20 protein-coding genes and 3 pseudogenes are annotated in these 24,630 nt (G+C 44.2%); 9 read left to right on the forward strand and 14 right to left on the reverse strand.

Annotated features, from left to right (window positions below; genetic code table 11):
* Positions 1 to 2: 2 nt before the first annotated feature.
* From vasI to tssB, 12 genes are read right to left on the reverse strand one after another with little or no spacing between them, the layout of a single operon-like run.
* Entirely contained in the window at positions 3 to 650 is a 648-nt protein-coding gene (gene vasI, locus AM629_RS09705) for a type VI secretion system-associated protein VasI (protein WP_054478436.1), read from the reverse strand.
* The gene (locus tag AM629_RS09710) at positions 647 to 1,447 is read right to left on the reverse strand and encodes a Fis family transcriptional regulator (RefSeq protein ID WP_054478438.1); all 801 of its coding nucleotides are present in this window, start codon (positions 1,445 to 1,447) and stop codon (positions 647 to 649) included. Before AM629_RS09710 ends, vasI begins: the two co-directional genes overlap by 4 nt.
* Positions 1,444 to 4,083, reverse strand: coding sequence for a type VI secretion system ATPase TssH (gene tssH / locus AM629_RS09715; protein ID WP_054478441.1), 2,640 nt, complete (start codon positions 4,081 to 4,083; stop codon positions 1,444 to 1,446). Before tssH ends, AM629_RS09710 begins: the two co-directional genes overlap by 4 nt.
* A 10-nt stretch (positions 4,084 to 4,093) precedes the next feature.
* Positions 4,094 to 4,864 carry a type IVB secretion system protein IcmH/DotU gene (gene icmH, locus AM629_RS09720; protein ID WP_054478444.1) on the reverse strand — a complete coding sequence of 257 codons (771 nt, stop codon included), beginning with the start codon at positions 4,862 to 4,864 and terminating at the stop codon, positions 4,094 to 4,096.
* A complete protein-coding gene (gene tssK, locus AM629_RS09725) occupies positions 4,864 to 6,216 on the reverse strand; it encodes a type VI secretion system baseplate subunit TssK (protein WP_054478446.1) in 1,353 nt (450 codons plus the stop codon). The genes icmH and tssK overlap by 1 nt, the downstream gene beginning before the upstream one ends.
* Positions 6,217 to 6,218: 2 nt before the next feature.
* Entirely contained in the window at positions 6,219 to 6,776 is a 558-nt protein-coding gene (tssJ, locus tag AM629_RS09730) for a type VI secretion system lipoprotein TssJ (protein WP_054478449.1), read from the reverse strand.
* Entirely contained in the window at positions 6,776 to 8,062 is a 1,287-nt protein-coding gene (tagH, locus tag AM629_RS09735) for a type VI secretion system-associated FHA domain protein TagH (RefSeq protein WP_054478451.1), read from the reverse strand. The genes tssJ and tagH overlap by 1 nt, the downstream gene beginning before the upstream one ends.
* 6 nt (positions 8,063 to 8,068) lie before the next feature.
* The gene (gene tssG / locus AM629_RS09740) at positions 8,069 to 9,118 is read right to left on the reverse strand and encodes a type VI secretion system baseplate subunit TssG (protein WP_054478453.1); all 1,050 of its coding nucleotides are present in this window, start codon (positions 9,116 to 9,118) and stop codon (positions 8,069 to 8,071) included.
* Positions 9,082 to 10,911 carry a type VI secretion system baseplate subunit TssF gene (gene tssF, locus AM629_RS09745; RefSeq protein ID WP_036772375.1) on the reverse strand — a complete coding sequence of 610 codons (1,830 nt, stop codon included), beginning with the start codon at positions 10,909 to 10,911 and terminating at the stop codon, positions 9,082 to 9,084. The genes tssG and tssF overlap by 37 nt, the downstream gene beginning before the upstream one ends.
* 1 nt (position 10,912) lies before the next feature.
* Positions 10,913 to 11,353, reverse strand: a complete 441-nt coding sequence (tssE, locus tag AM629_RS09750) for a type VI secretion system baseplate subunit TssE (protein ID WP_036772376.1) — start codon at positions 11,351 to 11,353, stop codon at positions 10,913 to 10,915.
* A 6-nt stretch (positions 11,354 to 11,359) separates the two neighbouring features.
* Entirely contained in the window at positions 11,360 to 12,838 is a 1,479-nt protein-coding gene (gene tssC, locus AM629_RS09755; protein ID WP_036772377.1) for a type VI secretion system contractile sheath large subunit, read from the reverse strand.
* 23 nt (positions 12,839 to 12,861) lie between these two features.
* On the reverse strand, positions 12,862 to 13,359 hold the full coding sequence (gene tssB / locus AM629_RS09760; RefSeq protein WP_036772378.1) for a type VI secretion system contractile sheath small subunit: 498 nt from the start codon (positions 13,357 to 13,359) through the stop codon (positions 12,862 to 12,864).
* A 923-nt stretch (positions 13,360 to 14,282) separates the two neighbouring features.
* On the opposite strand from tssB, the gene AM629_RS09765 reads away from it, so the two are divergent.
* From AM629_RS09765 to AM629_RS09785, 6 genes and pseudogenes are all read left to right on the forward strand, one after another.
* Positions 14,283 to 14,801 (forward strand): Hcp family type VI secretion system effector, encoded by a 519-nt coding sequence (locus AM629_RS09765; RefSeq protein ID WP_036772379.1) that lies wholly within the window; start codon positions 14,283 to 14,285, stop codon positions 14,799 to 14,801.
* 677 nt (positions 14,802 to 15,478) lie between these two features.
* Positions 15,479 to 16,321 (forward strand): 23S rRNA (adenine(2030)-N(6))-methyltransferase RlmJ, encoded by an 843-nt coding sequence (locus tag AM629_RS09770; protein WP_054478455.1) that lies wholly within the window; start codon positions 15,479 to 15,481, stop codon positions 16,319 to 16,321.
* A 111-nt stretch (positions 16,322 to 16,432) separates the two neighbouring features.
* Positions 16,433 to 17,785 carry a glutathione-disulfide reductase gene (gene gorA / locus AM629_RS09775; RefSeq protein ID WP_149616118.1) on the forward strand — a complete coding sequence of 451 codons (1,353 nt, stop codon included), beginning with the start codon at positions 16,433 to 16,435 and terminating at the stop codon, positions 17,783 to 17,785.
* Positions 17,786 to 17,950: 165 nt separating this feature from the next.
* Positions 17,951 to 18,865: an Rpn family recombination-promoting nuclease/putative transposase gene (locus tag AM629_RS09780; protein WP_054478459.1), complete on the forward strand. Its 915-nt coding sequence runs from the start codon at positions 17,951 to 17,953 to the stop codon at positions 18,863 to 18,865.
* 134 nt (positions 18,866 to 18,999) lie between these two features.
* Positions 19,000 to 19,311: pseudogene (locus AM629_RS23005) on the forward strand (Rpn family recombination-promoting nuclease/putative transposase); the annotation flags it as partial.
* Between the two features lie 421 nt (positions 19,312 to 19,732).
* Entirely contained in the window at positions 19,733 to 21,124 is a 1,392-nt protein-coding gene (locus tag AM629_RS09785; protein ID WP_054478462.1) for an amidohydrolase family protein, read from the forward strand.
* A 106-nt stretch (positions 21,125 to 21,230) separates the two neighbouring features.
* Here AM629_RS09785 and mobB read toward each other — a convergent pair whose 3' ends face one another.
* The gene (mobB, locus tag AM629_RS24555; protein WP_235525445.1) at positions 21,231 to 21,752 is read right to left on the reverse strand and encodes a molybdopterin-guanine dinucleotide biosynthesis protein MobB; all 522 of its coding nucleotides are present in this window, start codon (positions 21,750 to 21,752) and stop codon (positions 21,231 to 21,233) included.
* A gap of 9 nt (positions 21,753 to 21,761) precedes the next feature.
* Positions 21,762 to 22,340, reverse strand: a pseudogene (mobA, locus tag AM629_RS24560) (molybdenum cofactor guanylyltransferase MobA); the annotation flags it as partial.
* 239 nt (positions 22,341 to 22,579) lie between these two features.
* Here mobA and AM629_RS22125 point away from each other — a divergent pair.
* The 3 genes and pseudogenes from AM629_RS22125 to dsbA form a co-directional block, all read left to right on the forward strand.
* Positions 22,580 to 22,717, forward strand: a pseudogene (locus AM629_RS22125) (DUF1040 family protein); the annotation flags it as partial.
* Between the two features lie 15 nt (positions 22,718 to 22,732).
* Positions 22,733 to 23,725 carry a serine/threonine protein kinase gene (locus AM629_RS09795; RefSeq protein WP_072161858.1) on the forward strand — a complete coding sequence of 331 codons (993 nt, stop codon included), beginning with the start codon at positions 22,733 to 22,735 and terminating at the stop codon, positions 23,723 to 23,725.
* 20 nt (positions 23,726 to 23,745) lie between these two features.
* Positions 23,746 to 24,369 (forward strand): thiol:disulfide interchange protein DsbA, encoded by a 624-nt coding sequence (dsbA, locus tag AM629_RS09800; RefSeq protein WP_054478506.1) that lies wholly within the window; start codon positions 23,746 to 23,748, stop codon positions 24,367 to 24,369.
* Positions 24,370 to 24,630 lie beyond the last annotated feature (261 nt).

A 24,630-nucleotide genomic window follows, 5' to 3' on the forward strand; every position in this document is an offset into this window, starting at 1 on the left:
GATCACCAACGACAGGCGGAGCGTAAGGGTTTTACCGCCTGTTCCAGTTGAGAAATGTTGAATGTCATCCGGTTTCCGTTGCTGGTTTTGATGGTCAGGGTGTCACCTGTCATCAGTCGTTTGAGTGTTTCAATGCCCGGTAGCCCACGGCTGGATTCCAGCAAGTAACCGTTTTCGCGCAAAAACCAGTCAGCACTGAATTGGGTTACGTCAGTCGAAATCATGACTGTGCCACTGTCTTGTGGCGTCGTCAGGGCGACTTGTATCCGGGTAATGCTATCGATACAACTCAGTACGAGTACCGGTCGTGGAGGTGGAACGCCGATCGCAGGTGTAGTGAGTATGACGCGGGTCGGTATTCCTTTGGATTGAGTCGTGATAAAACCCGTTGAGTGGTCAGTCCGTTTCATTTCCTGTTCCATGGCTTGTCGCCAAGCCGGGCCAGTTTTTTCTAACGGAATGACGACAGCACTATCCACTTTATCTAATAGACGGTCATAGCAATCCAGCCTGATCAGCGGTGAAGGTTCTGAACGGCATTGCAGCAAGGCCGGTAGCGAGGGCGCCGTTGTGGTTTCCTGAGCTGGCTGAATTTCAGGTGTGCCAGTCAGGGATGCGATTAATGAACTGACAAGTAAAAAGAAACTCATAATTTACACCTGTATTTCGCCAGCTTGTAGGTCAGTGTGCGTGGTGCAATGCCTAAGCTTTCTGCAATCCGTTTGGTGTTATCGCCATAGATGTGTTGGCGTTGGACCAATATTGCACATTCAAACTCTTCGAGTGCCTGTGGCAGGTTGTCGATTTTGCTGTAATCGTGAGAGATGTTGGCCGATGTTTTGTTTTCTGAGGTGGTGCTCAACGAAGCCAGTAGTTCATCAAGTTGTTTTTCTTTCTGGCGTTGAGCTTGAAAAACTTGACGAATTTGGCGTAGTTGTTCACGCAGTTGTTCCAACTCCTGTAATTTTTTCAGTCGGTGCTGCATGACATGGCAGTAGATGTAAAACATGTTGTTATCGTCAGCAAAACGATGAGCATCTTCGGCGAAAACAGCAATCACACCACATGCTTGTCCGTTGCAGTTGAACAGTGGGATGGCATGTAAGCCACAGCGGTAGGGCAACTCTTCTATAAAGGTGCGAAAGTTCTGATTGTCTATTCGTACCCCTTGATTGAGTGATTCCCATGTTATAGGTGTGCCTTTATACAGAATTTGTACCAGCGGGTGGTTGATATCGCCGATATTGACATCCAGTTGTAGGGCGCTTATCTGGTTTGGTGCTGGTAACCGATAACATTCCAGACGGTTTTCATTCATGTTAAGTAGGGAAACCAGCAAGGCATCAAAACGCTGGCGTTGGTGGTTCACCTGAAGAAAGTGATGAACCAGTTGCTCAATCGAGTCATTTTCCAGTAACGCTAATGCGCTTTTCAGCCGTTGTTTCATTGGAGTTCCTCAACCACCGCGTTGAATTCATGTTCATCAACGGTTAGCTGGATAGCCCGGATCTGTTTCCCTGAGGCCATTTTTTGCAGCAACAGCAGAGATAGCGGTGGTAACAACGCGCCGTCAATGATTGACTCCAGCATTCGTGCACCGTTTTCAGCACGAGTTGCTCGTTGCAGGATTTCTTCAATCACGTCATCACTGATGGTGACTTCAGCATTGAAACGTTGACGCAACAGGTTATCGAGGCGAGCCAGTTTGCCTTGAATGATAGTTTTCAGGGTGTCGTATCCCAGAGGCAGGTAAGGTACGACTTCCATTCGCGCCAATAATGCCGGTTTGAAGAATGCCGCCAGTTCAGGGTAGAGCAGGTCATTCATCTTTTCCGGTTTATCGGCATTATCAACGATAGTTTGATAGCCAAGGTTGGATGTCAGGAAGAAGACGATATTTTTACAGTCAATCACCCGGCCTTCACCGTCAGCCAGTTCTCCTTTGTCGAATGCTTGATAGAACAGGTTGAGTACGTCAGGATGCGCTTTTTCCACTTCATCAAGTAGGACGACGGAATACGGTTTCTGGCGAATGGCTTCGGTGAGTACGCCACCTTCCCCATATCCGACATAGCCCGGCGGTGAACCAATCAGGCGAGAAACCGTGTGTTTTTCCTGAAATTCGGACATGTTGATGGTAGTCAGGTACTGACGGCCACCGAACATTAATTCCGCAAGCTGTAAAACGGTTTCGGTTTTACCAACACCGCTTGGCCCCACTAGCAGGAAGGCCCCCAGTGGGCGACCAGGACGGCGCAGGTCTGCTCTGGCAGTTAATAGATGTTGATGCAGGCATTTGATAGCAAATTCCTGCCCTTTGATGCTTTGCCCCAGATGAATTGGCAGTTCAGTGACAATGGATAATTCACTCTGTGACAAACGGTTAAGGGGGACGCCAGTCCATTCGGCGATAACCGCCGCAATTTGGTTTTTATCCACATGAGGGGAAACCAGCGTTTGTTGTTGCTGTAACTGTTCCAACTGTTGATTAAGTTCAGACAGTTTTGTAACCAGTTCTTCCGTCACGATTTCCGCAGGTGCTTCATGCTCTTCGGTTTCATCGGGTGTTTCATTTGTTAACAGTTGACGGCGCAGTTCAATAACTTGTTGAACCAATTGCTGTTGTTGTTGCCAACTGGTTTCCAGTTCAGCCAGTTTTTCTGCCGTTTCCTGTTGTTGTTGTTGAAGCGCCTCTAGCCTGTCAGTATGTTGGTTCAGCCCCATGCGCTGTTCTCTCGTCAGCACATCCGATTCCATTTGCTGCTGGTGGCGCTGATTTTTTAGTGCGGAAATCTGACGCGGTGGTGAAGTCAGATTGATGGCAACGCGTGCACAGGCGGTATCTAATACGTCAATAGCTTTATCTGGTAACTGGCGACCGGAGAGGTAACGGTCACTTAATACGGCGGAGGCTTTCAGTGCTTCGTCATCGATCAATACGCCATGAGATTGTTCATAAATTGCCCGCAGGCCACGCATAATGATAATGGCTTCTTCCGCTGTGGGTTCCGCCACTTTGACTAGTTGAAAACGGCGAGAGAGAGCAGCATCTTTTTCAAAATATTTTTTGTATTCGCCCCAAGTGGTTGCGGCAATAGTTTTCAGTTCACCACGTGCCAGAGCGGGTTTCAGCAAGTTAGAGATATCCAGTCCGCCTTGTTGATTACCCGCACCAATTAGCGTATGAGCTTCATCGATAAATAGAATAATCGGTACAGATGACTGGCTGATTTCACTCATTATGCCTTTGAAACGTTTTTCAAATTCTCCTTTTACCGCCGCACCTGCCTGTAATGCACCCAGATCCAGTGTCATCAATTCACTGTTGCGCAATTTTTCTGGTACTTGATTGTCGATAATGCGCAGAGCCAGTCCTTCAATTAATGCGCTCTTCCCCACGCCCGCTTCACCCACCACAATGGGGTTATTTTTACGTCGGCGGCAAAGAATATCGATCATCAGGTCGATTTCCGCGTCACGGCACAGAACGGGATCGAGTTTTCCCTGACGAGCCTGTTCTGTCATATTTTGGGCAAAACGGGTGAGTAAGCTGTCACTATTGGCTGCGTTTTTGCCTTGTCCGTTTTTATCGTTTTCTACAACCGGTTGTTCCGCTGAACCTGCTGTCCACTGAGTAAAATTCTGGCGCAGTAATTCGCGGTTAATTCCCGATAGCAAACGGGAAGATTGTGGTGTCAGGTAGCGTAATGGGCTGAACAATAGTGTCATCAGCATGACACCGCTGCGTAATTCCTGATGCTGCATCTCGGTTGATGCTAACAGCCAGCTATCCTGTAGCCATTCCACCAACATGGGTGAGAAGCTGGGGTAGGCTTGTACCATTGCCTGATGGTGAGGGACCATCTGATCAAGCTGTTCTTTTAGCAAGTCACTGTCCACTTCGGCTTGGCTGAAGATCGCTCTGACATCACTGAGAGGCGTGTTGATCATCTGCAACAGTAGCTGAGAGACCGTGATCTCAGGTTGCTGCTGACTGACACACTGCGCTGCCGCCGTTTCCAGCGCATGCCGGGTCATCGGATTTAAGCGGTTAACTAATGTGGGTAGATCAATCTGAATCATCGGTTATTTCCTAACTCAGTAAGTTATTTAGCTGTTGTAATATGTTCTGGGTTTGGTTGTGCAGCCGGATAGCATAAAAGCCATAGACCACGGCGAGCAGACCAATACCGCTCCATAAGAGGTGTTTGATAGTTAGACGCTTACCCAAACGGTAGCGGCTGTCACGTTCGTTGGCATTACTGTGCAGAATGGTTGGTGGTGCTTCGCCTCGCAGCGAGTGTAACTGTTGATGTAACCGGCGGAATAAACGTTCAAAATCATCACCTTTCTGCGAACTCACTTTGTAGCGACCACGGTAGCCGAGGCAGAAGCAGAGATAGATAAATTCCAGTAGATGCTGATAGCGTTGAAGTTCACCCATCAAACGCTCCAGTAGCACAAAGACTTTTTCACCACCCCAGGTTTCATTGTGGAATTGCACCAATAGAGATTGTTGCAGCCAGCCGTTTTGACTATTCCAGCCATGACCCAGTGCGGTTTCATCAATGAAAGTACACAGCATGTAGCGGAAAGAGACAATTGCGCCCGGTTCATAACCTTTGGTTTGTAAAAATTGTTCGATTGCCTGGATATCGGTGACGACCTGCTGATAAAGCTGATCCGGTAGCGCCTCATCACCCATGTCTTTTAAACGCATGACCATGCCGAGCAACGGTGTTGCGGCATCAATCATCGGGTTTAGGCTTTCTCCGCGCAACGGTAACTGATACTGACGGTGCAAAGTCGTATCAGTTTCTGCTTGCATCAAAATGGCGTTGTCGTTAATGGCTTCGTTCTTCATTAGTCACTCCCATTTCTGACTGCCCAGAATTGCAGGTCTAATCCGGGGAAATCTCCTGAAACATGGAAGGCAATGGAGGTACCTTTGAGAATGTCTTGCCATGCTGCACCTTGCTGATCAAAACGGAAATAGGTGTAGCCGGCGTGATAAGGCAACTGACGAGGAGCGGCAGGAAGCGGAATCAGTCCTACGCCAGGCAACTGAACGCTGACCATTTCGCGGATTCTTTCCTGAGACGCGATTTTGGTCTGCTTAACAAACTGACGGAGTAATTGTTCCTGTGGAACTTCGGCGCGGATGGCCAGAATGAAATCCGCTTTGGTCAATACATCGCGATCATGGATATTTGCCACCCGAATGCCATTTGACTGAGTTTGTAGTTTAATCGGGATCGCTCGTGGGGTCAGGACAACACCCATTGCTTCGCGGATGGAATGCATGACTTGATGGAATGTATCAGTCAGGCTGTCGTGATTATATTCCGGTATATCGCCCACTTGACGGGATGCATGAGTGAAGGTTCTCAGTTCACCGCAGGTTTGGATCAGCTGGGTGAAAAAGTGTTCGGGATGCAGAATGGTTTGTCTGGCGTAGTGGGTAAACCACGGCTGAATCCGGTTAACTAGCTGGAGCATCATAAATTCCGCAACATCCGCTACTCCTTGCTGACCGGGAGAACCAATCCGGTTAGAGAGTGATCTGGCTCGTTCTATCAGTGCCCTATCTACTTCATCCATATAATTTTTGAGTTTGTTGGAGACATTAATAGATGTACAAGTTGGCACGAAATCTTCATTTAATATGATGGTTCCCGTTGGAAGCTTCTCTATTATCTGGCATAGCGGGAGTACGGTAAAAGCGCTGAGATCTTCTGAACCCTGTTTCAAAACCGGTGTTAGTTGTGCCAGTATGACCTGACTGACATCTCCACCCTCCGTGTGCAGATCACGGATATCATTCACATGTTCGCGGTAGCGCATAGCACCGGCGCTATTGGATTCTGGATGGGAGATTTCATTGAGGGTATCGTTGGTTATTGGCAGTGCCAGATAGATATCTTTGCTGTTGTTCTCGTGAAGATCTATGACATCAAGGGGCTGAGGAGTGACATCCTGATACGGAACGGAGAACACGGTACCATCTGGCATGATACCACTGGCTTCGATGATACCGATGCGTCCCAACGCGAGGAGATCTTTGTCAATAATCAGAGAACTGAAGCCGTAACCATAACTGGTGAGGGACGTCAGGCGGCTGTGTGCCAGATAGTCATTATGTTTTTGTTGTTGTTGAAAGTGTTGTGGCTTGATGAATAATCCTTCGCGCCAAATCACCCGATTTTTGCCTGGCATAGTTATTGCTCCTCTTTTCTAAGTTCAACTTCGTTCGCTCTGATGTGCACGAGAATGTGGTATTGCTGTCCCGTGTCTTTCACACGGATAACTTTTTTCCATTCGGATTGATTGATATCGGCATAGCGAACGATAACGCCAATGTAACGGCTCTTTTTTTCCAGCGGGATGACGGGTAGTGGTTTGTATTGCCCCGGCAATAAGGTGTAATCCTGATGGTCGATGTAATTTTTCCCCAACGCTTTATCCAGTTCGTCACTTTTAAGCTGGTCATAATCCGCAGCAAGCAAACGAGAATCTTCACTGAGATAAATCAGGTGTATTTCAACCGGAGTGGCTTCTCCATTTTTATTGGGGTTGATATCAGGCTCTGCTAGCAAAGTGATCGCTGCGGTGGAAGGTAAATCCGCAGGTTGACCGACAGGCGTTGATGGGTCCCAGACAACCTGTCCGACTTTCTTCGTTGCCTGCCATGTACTGCTGCAACCGCTTAACATCAGCGCTGCCAGCAATACAAGCCATATGCCGGACCATGAGGTATTACCACCGGAGCGCTTCATTACTGGGTATCCTCTAAACCTTGGCGTAGAGCGCGGTCATAAGCTTGTTCATAAACTTCACCAAACAGCTTTTCGAATCCCTGTTGACGGCTGGAAGCCAATTCGCGGTAGTAACTGGAGTACATTTCCCATGCCCAGGCGGCATCTTTTTCTTGGGTCTCATTACTGCGACGGTATTGGGCAAAACGGCTCAGTAGGTGTTCTGGTGAGAAAGCATCCAGCATCGTGTTCAATGCGGCAGTGATCGCAATCCGGTTAGCCTGATAGTGCAATTGCAGGTTATGTAGGCTTTCAGCGACGGCTGATGGTGCAGAAAGATGTACCGGGCTTTTCTGATCAGCGAACATCACTTGCATGGTGGTGTTGTAATCCATATTTAGCCGTAGCGGGTTATCTTCGATGGGACGCAGTTGTTTATCACGCAGACCATGCTGGGCATGCTGTAGTGCCAGTAAACCTTCAATTGCCGCTTTCATGGTTTTACCCATTTCTTCCAGAAAGTCGTTGGCCTGCTGGCTGTTATGCAAAGGTAATTGTGTGTTCAATCCTCGCATCAGCGGTGTGATAGCAATATGCTGTTGCTCCATGTCCTGATATTGTTCACTTGAAGGTGAAGAGATACTCGGTAAATCAACAAAATCCCGATCCATAGCATTGCCTCTGTTATCTGAGAGGGGAGAGAAAAATAATGGTGCGCGGTAACGGCCTTGTTGCAGGCTTTGGTCTACTTCGTTACTTATTGGTGTCTGACTCAGTGTGGTCAGATTTTCACTATCGAGAACCTTAAGTGGGTCGTGGTTTAAATCGTGGTTTATCGTTGGTGCCAGAGAATGATGTTCTGTAAAAGCGTTATCCTGGACGGGAGTTTTTTCCATCATAGCGTCCAATGGATTGCTATAGCTGGAGACCAGTGATTCTGGTGACACCATCATTGGATCAATCCGATCTGCGTCGGAAAAACTGATATGGCTTTTAATCACCAGCTTACCGACGGTAATTTCATCCGCTTGTTGCAGTCGGATTAGGCCGGCATTGGCGGTTAGAGGTGATTTATTCACAAACAGAGGGCCGGCGATCATTTGCAGGCAGAATGCGCCATCACGCCACTGAATAGTAAATTGTGACGGATTGATATTGCCCTGCTGATCCTGAACTGACCACAGGTGGCTTTCGCTGCTACCGACAGTGCCGCCTTGAATGGAGAACAAGCAACTGGCAGATTTACCGCTTTCCAGTTGATCGCTGTTGAGCACTCGTAATGAAAGGGTTGGTTGTTGTTTTTCCATAATTCTTTATCTGCCAACTGAAATTGTGATAAAGGGTTTCTTTTCCGGTTTGCCGAGAAAACTGGTCCACCCCAGGTTATTGTTTTGCTTCGTGCCAAGTACCATGCCGTCAGCTTGGTTTTCGGCCAGTCCAAGGCGTAGATCCCAGGCCAATTGATCGCGTAGGACAAAACAGATAAACATCACCAGTGGTAGAAAATTCTTGCCATCCGGGAGAAATGATAGAAAGTGTTCATGAGAGAGGTTATTGATGCATAACAGGAATTTACCGTTGCAACCCTTCACCCATGAACCGAGACAAAAGTTTCCCCCCAGCACTGACTGTTGAATTTTTTTCTGACCATTTATTTTCAGTATTCCACCCAAGCGGTTTTGTTGTGATGGAACGATAGCGACTTTCCTGATTTGCCAGCTATGTACCGTGACATCCGATAGATCAAAGCAGTGTGAGACTAGGCTGGATATCACTTCCGGCGATCGACCAGGGCTAGCTAACAGACCGGCATAGGCTAACATTTTGCTGTGATTAATCTGCAAGTGAGCGCGGTTCACATCACTGCCAAGCCCTACCAGCGCAAACATACGTTGAGAAAAATCATCCAGTCCGTTCTTGTCAAAACAGATGTAATAGCGATATTTCCGCCAGATTTGATGCAGAATGACGATTGAACGGTGGTTGAAAATATTCAAAAAGTCAGTCAGTCGGTTTTCGTCCTGAGCTTCTTCCCATGCCAACGAATCAAGGTAGTAGCCAGGCATAGGAGACTGGCTGCCGTGTAATCCAAGAAAGGAGACTTTCACCTGAAAACGGCCTTGCTCGGTACGGTTCACAGAGACAACGTCTCTGGTTGGAAAAGCCAGACTTGCACTGGACTTGAAACGAATTGATTCTCGGTCAGGGCGATTGGTTTGACCTGTTTTTTCCCACGCTACCGCCAATTGGTTAAGTAACTCAACCAATTGGTAAAAGTTATATTTTGATAAATCTGGTGCCAGATTATCGGATGAGTTTTTATCCATTACATCAACGCGTGTTGACCTATCTGTTCCGGCCATTGATAGCATTCCTGATTATCTAAATTGATCACCTTCAATATGTGGAAGGAGTTGATGCTGGCATATAATGCAAAGAAGCGTGACAGTATGGTACTGAATAGATAGAGCTCACCTTCAGAGCTGAAAGCTTGTTGCCGGATATACAATGTTGATTCTAGTCCACGCACTGGAAGCCCTTTTAACAGGCGGTCTATTGGTTGAGTTTCAATCCGTTCAATCGCGTCTAGCCGTTTTTGTGATGACCGTGATGATTGTCGATTATGTCTGCTGGGGAGATCATAGGTCCTTAGTACCTGCTTTAGTGCATCTTTATCCAGCAATGTCATATAATTCAGCGACATATTGGAAAGAAGGGACCAGTGAAACTTGCCGCTCATTAATGGATAAAGTGGAACTGATGGCCGGGTTATGTTGCGGAATGTTGCAAATGATGGACTGCCCAGTGACGGGAAATTAATGTCACCCACCCGTAGTTGCAGTGGCAACTCACGGTTGGTACAGGTCAGTCTGACAGAGACATTTTCATTATTTAACAGAAGCTGGGACTCATCGCCACGGACAAAAGAGATATAGTGTTCAAGCCCTTTGCGGAAAGGGGATTCTTTGAGCCTGATACGGAAATAACGGGTATTGAGTTCACTTTCATGTTCGATTTGATGATGAAAACTTTCAAAGGGTACATAACTCCGTTCACTACCTTTGGTGCGGTTGGGTGTGCCATCGGCATTGAGTAGCCAACTTTCCACTTTATCAACGGAGAAAATATCGTAACGATCAGGATGACTATAGCTAGCCCTCAATGGGTATTCAGCTTGGCTGTTATCTAATCGAATCGCTTCGCTATCCATTGGGAACAGGTTGATTGCGGGAACACAATGCAGTCGAAAAGTATCTTGGCGGATTTTAATTTCTGGCGGGAGTGCCTCCGAGAAATAGAGATTCAGCGTGAAATCGCTGGCTTTAAGATCTGCGGGTAATTTAGGGAAACCGGTGACATCAAAAAACAGGAAACCTTCAGAAAAGCAGAAATACTCCTGCAAGATGCGATAACCCATGTAGGCGTTTTTGGGGTAAGGCAGCAGGGCATCTTCCCGATTAAAACCAACTGGAACGAAATCAAAATCTGGCAATGGAATGGTGATATCGCCTACGACGAGCTTTGCGTCTTCAAGGTAGTAACTGAGCCAGAAATAGAGTTGTGTACTGCTGTAGTTATCACCGCTCAGATAAAAACGTAACTTATCAAGTTGTAATTCCTGTAAGTTGAGTGCTGTCTTTGAGGTAAAATTCAAACCGATGACACCTTGTTCATTACTGTTATTGACAGAAATGTCTTGGATTGACACCGGGAACAGCCAGACATCACGGCATAAAGTAAAAGTACAGCGGTTGTCTATCTCTGTTTTTTTCGGATCGGTGTTATTTGAGTAAATATCATCGTCATCATCTGCCAGCGGATGGCTCTTGATTTGAACTCCGCGTTTAACTTGTGTGGCTTTTGTGACGACACTTTCATCGGGTGTGTACTGGATAATTGTCATGCTGGGTGTTGGCCGTAGATAATTTGGCCATAGCATGTGCAGTAATCCGTGGGTCAGCTCAGGGAACTGATCATCAATTTTTGCTCGTAAGTTACCGGCAAGAAATGCAAATCCTTCCAGCAGGCGCTCAACATCCGGGTCAGAGCCTTGTTCAGACAAAAATGAAGCGAGATGAGGATGTTCAACTGCGGCTTCCCGCCCCAGTTGCCTTAGGTAATCCAATTCTTCTCTGAAGTATTTTTCAAGTGACATTTTATTGAGTCCGCTCCAGGCAATAGCGCCGGTTGTTATCCAATTGAATGTTAAATTCAACGACGTCATGAATATCATCCAGGGATACCTGGGCACTGATGTGAAAACTCAACAGCAATGGGTCACTGTCATCATGGATTGCGCTGACAGAAACTGACGATATTCTTGGTTCATAATTTATGATGCAGTGCTCTATTGCCTGCTCAATACTCTGTTTAAAGTCAGTTGCAGTGGTTGTGGCATCATTGAGATCAATAACGCCGAGATCAACCGCACTCTGACAAGCACCCGGATGGGTATTGAGAACATTATTCAGGTGCCGTCTTATGGAGTTGAGCAGCTCACGCATTCTTGACTGACGGGAAGAACCGGAGTTCTTCCCCTGAATACGCTCAAACAAGCTGGCAGAGCCCTCTCTATTCCAACTGTACAGCGCAGCCATGACTGATTATTCCTTATCCAAACGTCCTACCAGTGACAATTCAAAGCTAGCACCCATGTATTTGAAATGAGGGCGAACTTGCATTGCCACCTGATACCAACCTGGATCTCCTTCTACATCCAAAACCTGAATTTGGGCAGAACGTAGAGGACGACGGCTACGGACATCTGTTGGTGGGTTTTCTTGATCGGCGATGTACTGTTTCAGCCATGTATTTAGTTCACGTTCCAGATCCTGACGCTCCTTCCAGGAACCAATTTGCTCGCGCTGCAATACTTTGATGTAGTGTGCAAGGCGGTTGATAATGAACATATATGGTAGTTGAGTACCCAATTTGTAGTTGGTTTCAGCCATTTTCCCTTCGCGGGTATTAGGGAACACTTTTGGCTTCTGAACTGAGTTGGCAGAGAAGAAGGCCGCATTGTCACTACCCTTACGCATCGTCAGGGTGATAAAACCTTCTTCCGCCAATTCGAATTCACGGCGATCAGTAATTAAAACTTCTGTTGGGATCTTGGCCTGGATTTGCCCCATTGCTTCGAACAGGTGAACCGGTAGATCGCTGACAGTACCACCGCTTTGTGGGCCGATAATGTTTGGACACCAGCGATATTTGGCGAAGCTGTCAGTCAGGCAGGTTGCCAGTAGATAAGCGGTATTGCCCCACAGGAAATGCTCGTGATCTTTGCTGACATCTTCTTGGTAGTTAAAGTTTTTAATTGGGTTTTCGATTGTTGAATATGGCAGACGTAACAGGAAGCGCGGTGTTGTCAGACCGAGATAACGTGAATCTTCAGATTCGCGCAGTGCACGCCATTTGGTGTGTGCTGGGCCTTCGAAAACGGATTTCAGATCTTTGATCGCGGGTAGTTCTGTAAAGCTGCTGATGCCAAAGAAATCAGGTGCAACGGAAGAGAGGAATGGCGCGTGAGCCATTGCGCCAACCGCACTGACGTATTGCATTAGTTTGATATCAGGTGAACTATTACCAAAGGCGTAGTTACCGATGACTGCGGCAACTGGCTCACCACCAAACTGACCATAACCTGTTGAGTAAACATGTTTATATAAGCCTGATTGGATGATTTCTGGAGAGAACTCAAAATCTTCCAGTAATTCTTCTTTGGTGGCATGGATGATATTGATCTTAATGTTTTCACGGAAATCCGTACGATCAACCAATAACTTCAGTGAACGCCATGATGATTCCAGCTCTTGGAATTCTTTGGCGTGCATGATTTCATCTACCTGAGTGCTGAGCGTTTTATCAAGCTCCACAATCATTCTGTCAACGACAAGCTTGTTGATAGGTTCTTCGTTAGTGCCTGTATCCAAAATGCTGCTGATAAAAGCGGCAACACCTTGTTTTGCAATATGGTAGCCGTCATTTTCTGGCGTCATTCTTGCTTGAGACATGATTTCGTCAAGCAAAGAGGTGGCGGCCCCTGGGGCTAATGTTGTACTGCTCTCTTCATGCAAGGACATGTTAAAAACTCCTTTTTAGCCAATTACTTTTGGTTGACGATTTCAAGTTCTTTTAGAAGTTGTTCCCGAACCTTTTCATCACCCAGTAATTCCTGTAAACGGGTGCGGAATGCCGGAATATTGCCCAGTGGCCCTTTTAAGGCGACGAGAGCTTCACGCAGTTCTAAAAGCTTATTTAATTCAGGAACTTTCTTCGCCACGTTATCGGGTGAGAAATCATTCAATGATTTTATTTCTAAGTTAACTGGCAGGTCATCCCCACTATTATCATTGAGACGGTTAGGGACACTGAATGTTAAGTTGATATTTGCTTCATTCATCACGGCATTAAAGTTATTTTTGTGTACAGAAACAGCTTGCCGCTCTTCAATTGGCGTGTCTTCTTTTGTTCCTTTCAGATCACCGACAATAAGTAGATTAAGTGGTAATTCAATTTCGGCGACTTGATCGCCAGTATTCGGAACATACTTGATATTAATCCTTTCCTTTGGCGCTACACTACCTGGGCTATTTTTACTCATATTAAAATCCTTCGGGTAATACAATTAGGCAATTAGGAATTGTTTGATAACAATATTGATGAGAGAGTTGCCCCTGATACCTACCTATATGTGGCAGAGAACATAAAATTCCCCCCGGATAAAATAACGGGGGATTCACTGCATTGAATTGGATAGTAAGTCGACTTTTATTAGCATATAGATAAAGACGAATTCAGAATATTCTTACTCATCGAGCAATAGCATCAATATAGACCGCTCTGCAAAGCAGAGTTTCGCATTTTGTTTTTTTATTGTAAAGCTAAAACATATGTAGATATACCTCTTTATTCAGACCTTTGATAATTTTATTAGATTTGGCAATAATTTACGATTTGGTGTTTTTTTTGATCATTTATAAATCCCACTATATAGGTAAGGGACGTATCTATTTCTTTGTATTTATGGGAATTTAATGATTTTTTGTTTCATTGTGTAACAAAGTGTTTCTAAGTGTATTTTCATTTACATTTTGGAGTTAATTTCGCATTGTAAATATTATCTCCGTTATTAACTGAGTGATAAAGTTGAATTTTTTGATCTACTTATCATTTTCTAATTGACCAAAAAATATTTTTGGTTTTATTTGTTAAAATCATTGTATTTCATATAGATATGTGAATTTTCTGCCGAGTGCAATTATTTCTTTTAGTTAATTGTTCTTAATGTTTTGTTTTTTTAAATTTTTATGTTGTATTGGTGTTGATTTTAATATTTTTATTTGATTGTGACAGGTGCACTATTTTGCAATTTAGATTTTATTTTGAAATGAGCTGATTGGTATTTATTATTCATTTCAGTGTTCAATGTATTTGTAAGTGATTTTTTCCAAGATGAAATAATCACTACTGAAAGTAATATGAACACTACGTTAATTTTGACACAATCTCTTAAAGGATATTTTCATGCCAACTCCATGTTATATTTCCATCGATGGAAAAACCCAGGGTAATATTACAGCTGGTTCATTCACTGCTGAATCAGTGGGTAATATTTTCGTTCAGGGGCACGAGGATGAAATGCTGGTTCAGGAATTTGATCACGTAGTTACTGTACCTACTGACCCTCAATCTGGTCAGCCTTCAGGTCAGCGTGCTCATAAACCATTCCGCTTTACCGTTGCATTAAATAAATCTGTTCCATTGCTTTATAATGCATTGGCTTCTGGTGAAATGCTGACAAAAGTGGAATTGAAATGGTATCGCACTTCTGTTGAAGGTAAACAAGAGCATTTCTTTACGACTCAGTTGGAAGATGCCACTATTATCGACATTGATTGCAAAATGCCACATTGTCAGGACCCAACAAAATCTGAATTTACTCAATTAGTTCGTGTTTCTCTGTCTTATCGTAAGATTACTTGGGAACATACAACTGCGGGTACTTCTGGTGCAGATGACTGGCGCGCACCTATTGTTGCCTGATAGGTAATATAATTATTCAGCCGATGGAGTGTTTCTCCATTGGCTGAAAATCTTAATTTTTATTTATTGAAATTGAAGATTGTTAATAACCTTCTTCAATTTTTTTTCAGTTTATTTCTTTCTTTTCTTCTTTTTATTTTCTACTTTCTTTACATGTTTATTTAACGGGATTATTTAATGGAATTATTTAACTGTTTCGTTAATATTTAGTCATATTTTCTTTTCTCAACTGCTTTTTTGTTCTTTTTTAGCTATTTTTCTTGGTCATTAGTAGGTGCCAACGTTTTTCGGTGTTTGTTTCAGATTGACAACTTGCCGAGCATCATTCATAGAAATTTTCATATTTCAGTTGTTACTCAATACTTGTGTTTGATTGCACAACCTTTGGTTATTTATTTTTCATAAGAATTACTTATGATTGTCGGTTGGAATGTAGGTAATATCATTTTTTTGGATGTCATATTTTTTCCGGGTTAAACTTTTAACTTATCCTAAATTATAACTAATCTGACAGGTTTTTGTTTTCGGGGGTTCAGATTCAGAGTTCTGCCATTTTTGTGGTTAATAGGGCTATAATGACGCCTTACCATCTGTCTCATCTACTGAGATGGGTTTTTAATTGTCAGATACTCCATCTGACAAGCAATCTCTATCTCTGCTCTGGGGTCTTAAACCTAATGCTAAGTTATCGTCACAGTTTTCATGCCGGTAATCATGCCGATGTGCTGAAACATACTGTACAAAGCCTGATCATTGAATCGCTTAAAGAAAAGGAAAAACCTTTTCTCTATCTGGATACACATGCTGGTGCAGGTCGCTATCAACTCAGCGGTGAATATGCTGAACGTACCGGTGAGTATCTGGAAGGGGTTGCTCGCGTCTGGCAGCGTGAAGATTTACCGCAGGAATTGAAAGTTTATATGAGTGCAGTAGCTGCGCTGAATCCGAGTGGCAATTTACGTTACTATCCGGGATCGCCTTTCATTGCCCAACATTTGTTACGGCAGAATGATAAGCTCAATCTGACTGAATTACATCCGAGTGACTTTCCTTTATTACGTAATGAATTCTCCCGTGATAACCGTTCCAGGGTTGTGCGTGAAGATGGTTATCAGCAATTAAAATCACAATTGCCCCCACAGAACCGCCGCGGATTTATTCTTATTGATCCATCTTATGAACTGAAATCTGATTACCAGATGGTTGTTAGGGGAATTCAGGAAGGTTATAAGCGTTTTGCAACGGGTGTTTATGCGTTGTGGTATCCGGTGGTATTACGCCAGCAGATTAAACGCTTGGTTAAAGATCTAGAAGCAACGGGCATTCGCCGTATTCTACAAATTGAGTTGGCTGTTCGTCCTGATAGCGATCAGCGGGGGATGACTGCTTCTGGCATGATCGTGATTAATCCCCCTTGGAAATTGGAACAGCAGATGAAATCGGTGTTGCCGTGGTTACATCAGGTGCTGGTTCCTGAAGGGACCGGTCACACTATGGTTAAATGGATTGCACCAGAATAGCTTTTAACAATGGCAGAAAGAGCCAGAACCATCACGACTACTTGATATTTTTTGCCATAATAGGCTTTCGGGTATTAACCCCCCTAAACTGATTAGATGGAAACGATCCAGATGAGCAAACATTACGACTATATAGCGATTGGTGGTGGCAGCGGTGGCATTGCATCAATTAACCGTGCGGCTATGTACGGACAAAAATGTGCCCTGATTGAAGCTAAGGCATTAGGTGGAACTTGCGTCAATGTGGGGTGTGTACCAAAGAAAGTGATGTGGCATGCAGCACAAATTGCTGAGTCTATTCACCAGTACGGGCCAGATTACGGCTTTGATACCACAGTTAACCACTTTAACTGGAAGACACTGATTGCCAGTCGTACTGCTTATATTGATCGTATTCACCAGTCTTATGAACGTGGTTTGGGTAACAATAAAGTTGATGTGATCCAAGGTTTCGCTCGTTTTGTTGATGCACATACTGTTGAAGTGAATGGTGAAGAAATCACCGCAGATCATATTTTGATTGCGACGGGGGGTCGTCCTATACGCCCTGATGTACCAGGTGTGGAATATGGTATTGATTCTGATGGCTTCTTTGAACTGACAGAGATGCCAAAACGGGTAGCGGTTGTTGGTGCGGGTTATATTGCGGTGGAAATTGCCGGCGTATTGTATGCACTTGGTAGTGAAACTCATCTGTTTGTGCGTCAACATGCGCCATTGCGCTCTTTTGACCCGATGGTTGTTGAAACACTATTGGAAATTATTAATACAGAAGGGCCTACTTTACATACTGAATCTGTGCCAAAAGCAGTGATTAAAAATGCAGATGGTAGTCTGACTTTGCAACTGCAAAATGGCAAAGAGCAGACAGTTGATACCCTGATCTGGGCTATTGGTCGTGAACCGGCAACAGATAATCTGAATCTGTCAGTAACGGGTATTGAATTGAATGGAAAAGGCTATATTAAGGTTGATAAATATCAGAATACCAATGTGAAAGGCATTTATGCTGTAGGTGACAATACGGGAGCGGTGGAGCTAACGCCTGTTGCAGTGGCCGCCGGTCGTCGCTTGTCTGAACGCTTGTTTAATAATAAGCCGGAAGAGCATTTGGATTACACTAATATTCCAACCGTCGTATTCAGTCATCCACCGATTGGGACTGTGGGGTTAACTGAGCCGCAGGCGAAAGAGCAATTTGGCGAAGATCAGGTGAAAACATATCAATCTTCTTTCACTGCGATGTATACCGCTGTCACTCAACATCGCCAACCATGCCGGATGAAACTAGTGTGTGTCGGACCGGAAGAGAAGATTGTTGGCATTCACGGTATCGGTTTTGGGATGGATGAAATGTTGCAAGGTTTTGCTGTTGCATTGAAGATGGGGGCAACTAAGAAAGACTTTGACAACACTGTGGCAATTCATCCAACTGCGGCGGAAGAGTTTGTCACGATGCGATGATGTTGCCGAAAACTTACCTTTAATCCTTTTCTTCCTCTGGAAAATATTTTCAAAGGCCGGGTTATCCGGTCTTTAGATTATCAATCTCTCCTAAGGATAAGAGTGGAGGCTGCTTTTTTGCTTAATATTTCTTCAACATAAAAGAAAATATGCTACCATTCATCTATGAAGAGAAAAAATACACCAACGCCACATGATGCTGTTTTTAAAAAATTTTTAAGTCATGTGGATACTGCCAGGGACTTTCTGGAGATACACTTGCCGGTAGGATTACGGGCAGTTTGTGATCTTGGTACACTCCGGTTGGAACCAGAGTCGTTTATTGAGGATGATCTACGTGCGCATTATTCCGATATCCTATATTCGCTGAAAACGGCGCAGGGTGACGGTTATGTGTACTGCGTGATCGAACACCAGAGTTCTCCAGACAAGATGATGGCATTCCGGCTGATGCGCTATAGTATTTCAGCAATGCAGCGACATCTGGAACGGGGACATGAAAAATTACCATTGGTTATCCCGATATTATTCTATCATGGGAAAAAACGTCCGTATCCGTGGAGTACCAACTGGTTCGATTGCTTCAATGATCCGGTATTGGCGAAGGAAGTCTATTCCACAATGTTTCCCTTGGTGGATGTGACGGTGATCCCGGACGATGAAATCTTGACGCACAAACGGATTGCGTTGTTAGAGATGGTACAAAAGCATATCCGACAGCGTGATATGGCAGAGCGGTTGCAAGAGCTGGTTGTGCTGCTAGCGTATGACTACTATACCGATGAGCAGTTGAAAAGCGTGTTAAACTACTTGTTACAGGCGGGAGATACCGCCGACCCAGAGGGGTTTATCCGGCGACTGGCAGAACAGTCCCCGAAGTATGAGGAGGTGCTGATGACAATAGCGCAAAAACTGGAGCAGAAAGGACGTCAAGAAGGGCGTCAAGAAGGGCGTCAAGAAGGACGTCAAGAGGCGACTCTAAAAATCGCTCATGCATTGCTGGGCAGCGGAGTCGATCGTGAAACAGTGATGAAAACCACTGGTCTGAGCGAGAATGAGCTTGAGCAAATACGCCACTAATTTCGTGCTAGAGAGTCTCCATTGGTGTAGAGATGCATGCGTAAATGCATGCAATGCATAGAAATGGTACGTTATTTGGGTAAGTTCATGACCATAATTGTTCTGTCATTCGGCCCTTAAATAAAATTGAAGATTTGTTTGTTGTCACTATCGACACGGATAATCAGCTAAAAAGCGTATATAACTACCTGTTATAGGTGGGAGATATCGCCTATCCAGAGGGTTTTATCCGGCGACTGGCATAGTCGTCCCCGGAGTATGAGGAGGTACTGATGACAATAGCACAGAAACTGGAGCAGAAAGGGTTCCGAGAAGGATTTCAAGAAGGATGCCAAGAGGCGACTCTAAAAATCGCGCATGCATTACTGAGTAGCGGAGTCGATCGTGAAACAGTGATGAAAACCACTGGCCTGAGCCAAAACGAGCTTGAACAAATACACCGCTAATTCTCACTGAAAGTCTTTATCAAAAGGTGTTGTGTATAAATGCGCATGGCATAGATCTAAGGGCTTGTTTGGCCAACTACGGTCGACATTAGAATGGACGGTTTTATCAACTCCTGTTACAAGCCGATGAAAATAATAATATGTTTGCTAGATTGTGCCAAAAGCAGTATTTGGCGAATTTCCACAAGACTCTGTTACAAACTCCATCCTCTGTATTTTTTTCTGTGAAACCAGAATTAACGCTTCCTTATCCATATGGCTCATCGAGCTTTCCGTTGTTACACCGCAATTTTGTAAGAATGGGTTGTGATACTGTTGGAAACTTGTCTATATATATGTTTTAAGTTCTGGGAAATATCCTTTCAAAACTCACAATTGCCTGGCATTTTTTGAGGCAATTTTTTTAAGTAAGGAATTGAATGTGGAAAAACTTCAACATCAAAGCCGCAGGGATTTTCTTGGTCAAACAGGTAAACTTACCACCGCTTGTGCGGTTATCTCTCTAACAGGAGGGATAGCGCAGGCGATGCCGCCAGCCGTTTTATCTAGCACATCACAGGTGCAGACTACCCTTACTGATTGCTATTACTATTTGAGTGATGTGCTGTTGGAGGAGGGATTTGAGTATGAGGGCGATACTGTGATTGGCACTCGTACTGCGCTTTATACGTTGGAAATTAAAGATGGTCGGATAGCTGCTATTCATGCTGCGGGTACGCTGTTTAACATGAACCTGCCGTGCTATCAGGCACAAGGGAAGTTGCTGTTGCCCGCCTTTCGCGATATGCACATTCATTTGGATAAGACTTTCTACGGTGGCCCGTGGCAGGCACCGCGACTGAACCAGGGTAAAACTATTATGGATATGATTACCCTGGAACAAACGTTGCTCCCCAAACTGCTACCCACTTCGCAGCAACGGGCAGAGGGCCTAATTGCTCTACTGCAATCTAAGGGTAGCACAGTGGCGCGCAGCCATTGCAATATCGATCCAGTTAGTGGTTTGAAAAGTCTAGAACATTTGCAGTATGCGTTGGAGAACCATCGTGATGATTTCACTTGTGAGATCGTTGCTTTCCCGCAGCATGGTCTGTTGCATTCCAGAGTAGAAGAGTTAATGCGCGAGGCGATGCAAATGGGTGTGCAATACGTTGGTGGATTGGACCCGACTAATGTGGATGCAGCGATGGAGAAATCACTGGATACCATGTTCCAGATCGCATTGGACAATAATGCTGGTGTAGATATTCATTTGCATGAGATCAGCCCGGCAGGTGTTGCTGCCATTAATTACATGATTGATATAGTGGAAAAGACACCAAGTTTGCGTGGCAAGGTGACAATTAGTCATGCCTTCGCGTTGACTACTCTAGACGAAAGTCAGCTGATAGAAACTGCTGCTCGTTTGGCAGAGCAGCAAATCACTATTGCCTCTACAGTGCCGATCGGCAGCTTGATGATGCCATTGCCGCAACTCAGATCCAAAGGGGTATTTATTATGACCGGTACTGACAGTGTGATCGATCACTGGTCGCCATTCGGCACTGGTGACATGTTAGAAAAGGCTAATCTATACGCGCAGTTGTACCATGGTTCTGATGAATATCATCTTTCTCGTGCTATGGCTATTGCTACTGGTGGTGTGCTACCGCTTAACGATCGAGGCCAGCGTGTTTGGCCGCAGGCGGGTGATAAGGCTGAATTTGTTCTGGTAGCAGCCAGTTGTTCTGCTGAAGCGGTGGCGCGGTTACCAGCCCGTCAAGCAACATTCCATCAAGGACGTCTGGTGGCGGGTACGGTAGTCATGGCTTGAGCTAGAGAGGATGAAGTAAGCTGATAATTACTCTGCAATGGTTGTTTTTGGTCTTCTGCCTGTGTTTTAGCGTGCTGTTATGTTCCTTATCACAGGCGGAAACCATTTAATGTTCTATATTCAGCCACTTCACAATAAAATCAGCTACCTGTTCAGGTTGATTGATATTCAGTTGTGGCAGGGTTGTCTCTAATTTTTCATCACTGGCAACCGCAATCACATGTTGATCAAGAAGATCGCTTAATGGCCGGTTAATAATACGGCGGTATAGCGCGATCTTATTAATTGGCTCATCTTTGAAGCCTTCTACTAAGATTAGATCCAGAGAGTCTGAGTCAAAGCGGTTGGCAAGATAGCTCAGGTCCAATGCCTGCGAATCTGATATTTCTGTCATTAACGCCCAGCGTTGTTGGTTGGCGATCAGGGTTTGTTCAGCACCGGCTTTGCGTAGTTCATAACTGTCTTTGCCCGGTTTATCTACATCCATATCATGATGAGTGTGTTTTATCAGACCAACTCGAATTTGCTGTTGACGTAATAATGGGATTACTTTCTTGAGAAGCGTGGTTTTTCCTGTACCGCTGTATGCTGTGATACCAAGTAGTGGAAGAGGTGGTTTTGTACTCATTTTTTTTATCTCCTGTATATGCTCCCAATTTTGGTATTCTTCTGGAGTATTCAGATTGGTAAAAGCAGCTGGATTATCAGCAAACTGAACGGCTATTGCTCCTATTTTATACATAAATAACATTAGCTTACGATCACCATTAGCCAGATAATTTCCCAATTGGGATAGCAAACTGCGGTGTAGTAAAGCGAGGGTAGGGTGAGGGCGGTTGCCATCATCTGCATAGGCTGCCAATGCGTGTTGCTTGCCTTGCCATAAGCGGGCGACTAAATCAGCCGGGAAATCCGGCACATCACAAGGAACAAATACCACCCAATCATGACTGGCTGATTTCAATGTTGCTAACATTCCAGCTAATGGCCCAGAGAAATCTGGTGTTAGATCAGTGACAACTTGGTAACGACTTTGGTGGTAAATTTCCAGATTCTGGTTAGCGTTGAGAATTAATTCATCTACCTGTGGGTGCAGCTTATTTGCAATATGTTGATACAGAGGTAGTCCATTTAAAAGGATGAGTCCTTTATCATTCCCGCCCATACGAGTCGCTCGACCACCTGCGAGGATCACACCGCTTATTTTTGGTTGCATAATGTTTCTATCAATAACGCGCTTATTGCCACCAATATAACCTTTTTCGGATTGGTTATCTGAGTTTAACTTAGCGTTTTTAAAACGATCATTACCGTATAACTTACTGATAAAAGAGTGACCTTTACGCTTATTGACAGAGCAATTCTTTCTCTGGGGAGCTATCCCTGCTAATTTGTATAGGTTGTTTATAAGAAATTTGATATGCAATCTCATCGGCTTAATGAAATCAATGAGCTTTGACTGATGATGTTTTGATTTATCACTTGAAAATGCGCGGCTTGGAGGCAACGGTAGAAATTCCGGGGCTAAAAAAAGATGATGAAGTAGATTTTAAAACCGCGTTATTGCATGCTCGTGGCATTATGACAGATTAATCAAGAGAGTAGAGTGTGTTAACAAATCAGGCGGCTTTTAATTTCCGGGAATTAACACCGGATTTGATTATGGATGCATTGACGCAGACTGGATTATATATAGATTCCGGGCTGACAGAACTAAACAGTTATGAGAACCGTGTTTATCAATTTACAGATGAAGAGCGTAAACGTTATGTTGTGAAATTTTATCGGCCATTGCGCTGGGATCGGCAGCAGATTCAGGAAGAACATGATTTCTCCCTGGCACTACAACAGGCTGATTTACCGATTGCGGCGCCGTTGGTCTTTGATCAACAAACTGTACTGACTTTTAAAGATTTCTTTTTTGCTGTTTTTCCAAGCATCGGTGGCCGCCAGTATGAATCCGATAATCTCTTTCAGTTAGAAGATGTAGGGCGTTTGCTGGGTAGAATTCATCAGATTGGTTACCAGCAAAAATTCACAACTCGCCCAACTATCGGGTTAAATGAGTATCTGTATCAGCCACGACATTTTTTGGCTGAATGTGAATTAGTTCCTTCGAAACAGAAAGTACAATTTTTAGCGATATTGGATGATCTGATAAACATCGTGGAATCAAATTGGCGTGAAGATTGGCAAATATTGAGGCTTCATGGTGACTGCCATCCGGGTAATATCCTGTGGCGTGACGAAGCCTGGTTTGTTGATCTTGATGATGCGCGTAATGGCCCTGCAATGCAGGATTTATGGATGTTGTTTCATGGTTCCCGTCAGGAACAGTTATTACAGTTAGATATTCTGCTGGAATCTTATAGTGAGTTTACGAATTTTGACCCAAAAGAGTTGTCATTAATAGAACCATTGCGGGCTATGAGAATGGTCTATTATTTGGCATGGGTAGCTCGCCGTTGGCAGGACCCTGCTTTTCCCAAGGCATTTCCTTGGATGGCAGACACCGATTTTTGGCTAAAACAGACGTCACTTTTTTCTGAACAGATTAAGTTGTTACAGGAGCCTCCTTTGCAGCTTAGCCCAATGTATTAATGTTTATTATGGAGATAGTTATGAAAAAATTTTGGTTATTTTTAGTAGGAATGGTGATGGCATTTAGTGCATCAGCGGTCAGTTTCACTGAAGGGACACAGTTTGTTGAATTAAAATCGCCGGTGGCAGATCAACCACAGGTTCTGGAATTCTTTTCTTTCTATTGCCCTCATTGTTATCAATTTGAAGAAATTTTGAAAGTTCCTCAGACTGTGAAACAGAATTTGCCAGTAGGAACAAAACTTGTCCGTTATCATGTGGATTTTTTAGGGCCATTGGGTAAAGAATTGACGACAGCCTGGGCAGTTGCAATGGCAATGGGTGTTGAAGATAAAGTGACTCTGGCCCTATTTGAGGGCCTTCAGAAAACCCATGCTATTAAAACTCCGAACGATATTCGCAATGCTTTTATCAACGTTGGGGTGACGGCTGAAGACTATGATGCGGCTATGAACAGTTTTGTTGTGAAATCCTTAGTTGTTAAGCAGCAAAAAGCTGCTCAGGATTTGCAACTGCGTGGTGTACCAGCAATGTTTGTTAACGGCAAATATATGGTGAGAAATAACGGTATCGATGCAACTTCTGATGATCATTATGCGAAATCATATTCGGACGTTGTTAACTTTTTGTTAAATAAGAAATAATGTTAACGACTGAAATAGAATAATATAGGTATGTGCCAAAGTGAAAAGCTTTGGCACAATGCAGGTTAGAAAGACTTTTTTATAAGACAAACTCGGGTTATATCCACAACTCTGTGATCTATAAGGTAATATGACAATTTAATGACTCAGGTTATAAGTCATTGATTTTTACACGCAGTTGATAAGTATTTTTTATCAACGATCAATATTAAAATAAAACCTATAATATCTATACACAAAGTTATCCACAGAATTTATAGC

It is taken from the genome of Photorhabdus heterorhabditis, assembly GCF_001280945.1.
Taxonomy (GTDB): Bacteria; Pseudomonadota; Gammaproteobacteria; order Enterobacterales; family Enterobacteriaceae; genus Photorhabdus; species Photorhabdus heterorhabditis.

Coding starts and splice junctions, on each gene's coding strand:
- tssG (WP_054478453.1), bottom strand. CDS start 9,118: ATGGCCGGAACAGATAGGTCAACACGCGTTGATGTAATGGATAAAAAC.
- dsbA (WP_054478506.1), top strand. CDS start 23,746: ATGAAAAAATTTTGGTTATTTTTAGTAGGAATGGTGATGGCATTTAGT.
- tssC (WP_036772377.1), bottom strand. CDS start 12,838: ATGTCCTTGCATGAAGAGAGCAGTACAACATTAGCCCCAGGGGCCGCC.
- tagH (WP_054478451.1), bottom strand. CDS start 8,062: ATGGAAAAACAACAACCAACCCTTTCATTACGAGTGCTCAACAGCGAT.
- vasI (WP_054478436.1), bottom strand. CDS start 650: ATGAGTTTCTTTTTACTTGTCAGTTCATTAATCGCATCCCTGACTGGC.
- AM629_RS09710 (WP_054478438.1), bottom strand. CDS start 1,447: ATGAAACAACGGCTGAAAAGCGCATTAGCGTTACTGGAAAATGACTCG.
- AM629_RS09770 (WP_054478455.1), top strand. CDS start 15,479: ATGCTAAGTTATCGTCACAGTTTTCATGCCGGTAATCATGCCGATGTG.
- tssF (WP_036772375.1), bottom strand. CDS start 10,911: ATGTCACTTGAAAAATACTTCAGAGAAGAATTGGATTACCTAAGGCAA.
- tssE (WP_036772376.1), bottom strand. CDS start 11,353: ATGGCTGCGCTGTACAGTTGGAATAGAGAGGGCTCTGCCAGCTTGTTT.
- icmH (WP_054478444.1), bottom strand. CDS start 4,864: ATGAAGAACGAAGCCATTAACGACAACGCCATTTTGATGCAAGCAGAA.
- tssH (WP_054478441.1), bottom strand. CDS start 4,083: ATGATTCAGATTGATCTACCCACATTAGTTAACCGCTTAAATCCGATG.
- AM629_RS09780 (WP_054478459.1), top strand. CDS start 17,951: ATGAAGAGAAAAAATACACCAACGCCACATGATGCTGTTTTTAAAAAA.
- tssK (WP_054478446.1), bottom strand. CDS start 6,216: ATGCCAGGCAAAAATCGGGTGATTTGGCGCGAAGGATTATTCATCAAG.
- mobB (WP_235525445.1), bottom strand. CDS start 21,752: ATGAGTACAAAACCACCTCTTCCACTACTTGGTATCACAGCATACAGC.
- AM629_RS09765 (WP_036772379.1), top strand. CDS start 14,283: ATGCCAACTCCATGTTATATTTCCATCGATGGAAAAACCCAGGGTAAT.
- gorA (WP_149616118.1), top strand. CDS start 16,433: ATGAGCAAACATTACGACTATATAGCGATTGGTGGTGGCAGCGGTGGC.
- tssB (WP_036772378.1), bottom strand. CDS start 13,359: ATGAGTAAAAATAGCCCAGGTAGTGTAGCGCCAAAGGAAAGGATTAAT.
- tssJ (WP_054478449.1), bottom strand. CDS start 6,776: ATGAAGCGCTCCGGTGGTAATACCTCATGGTCCGGCATATGGCTTGTA.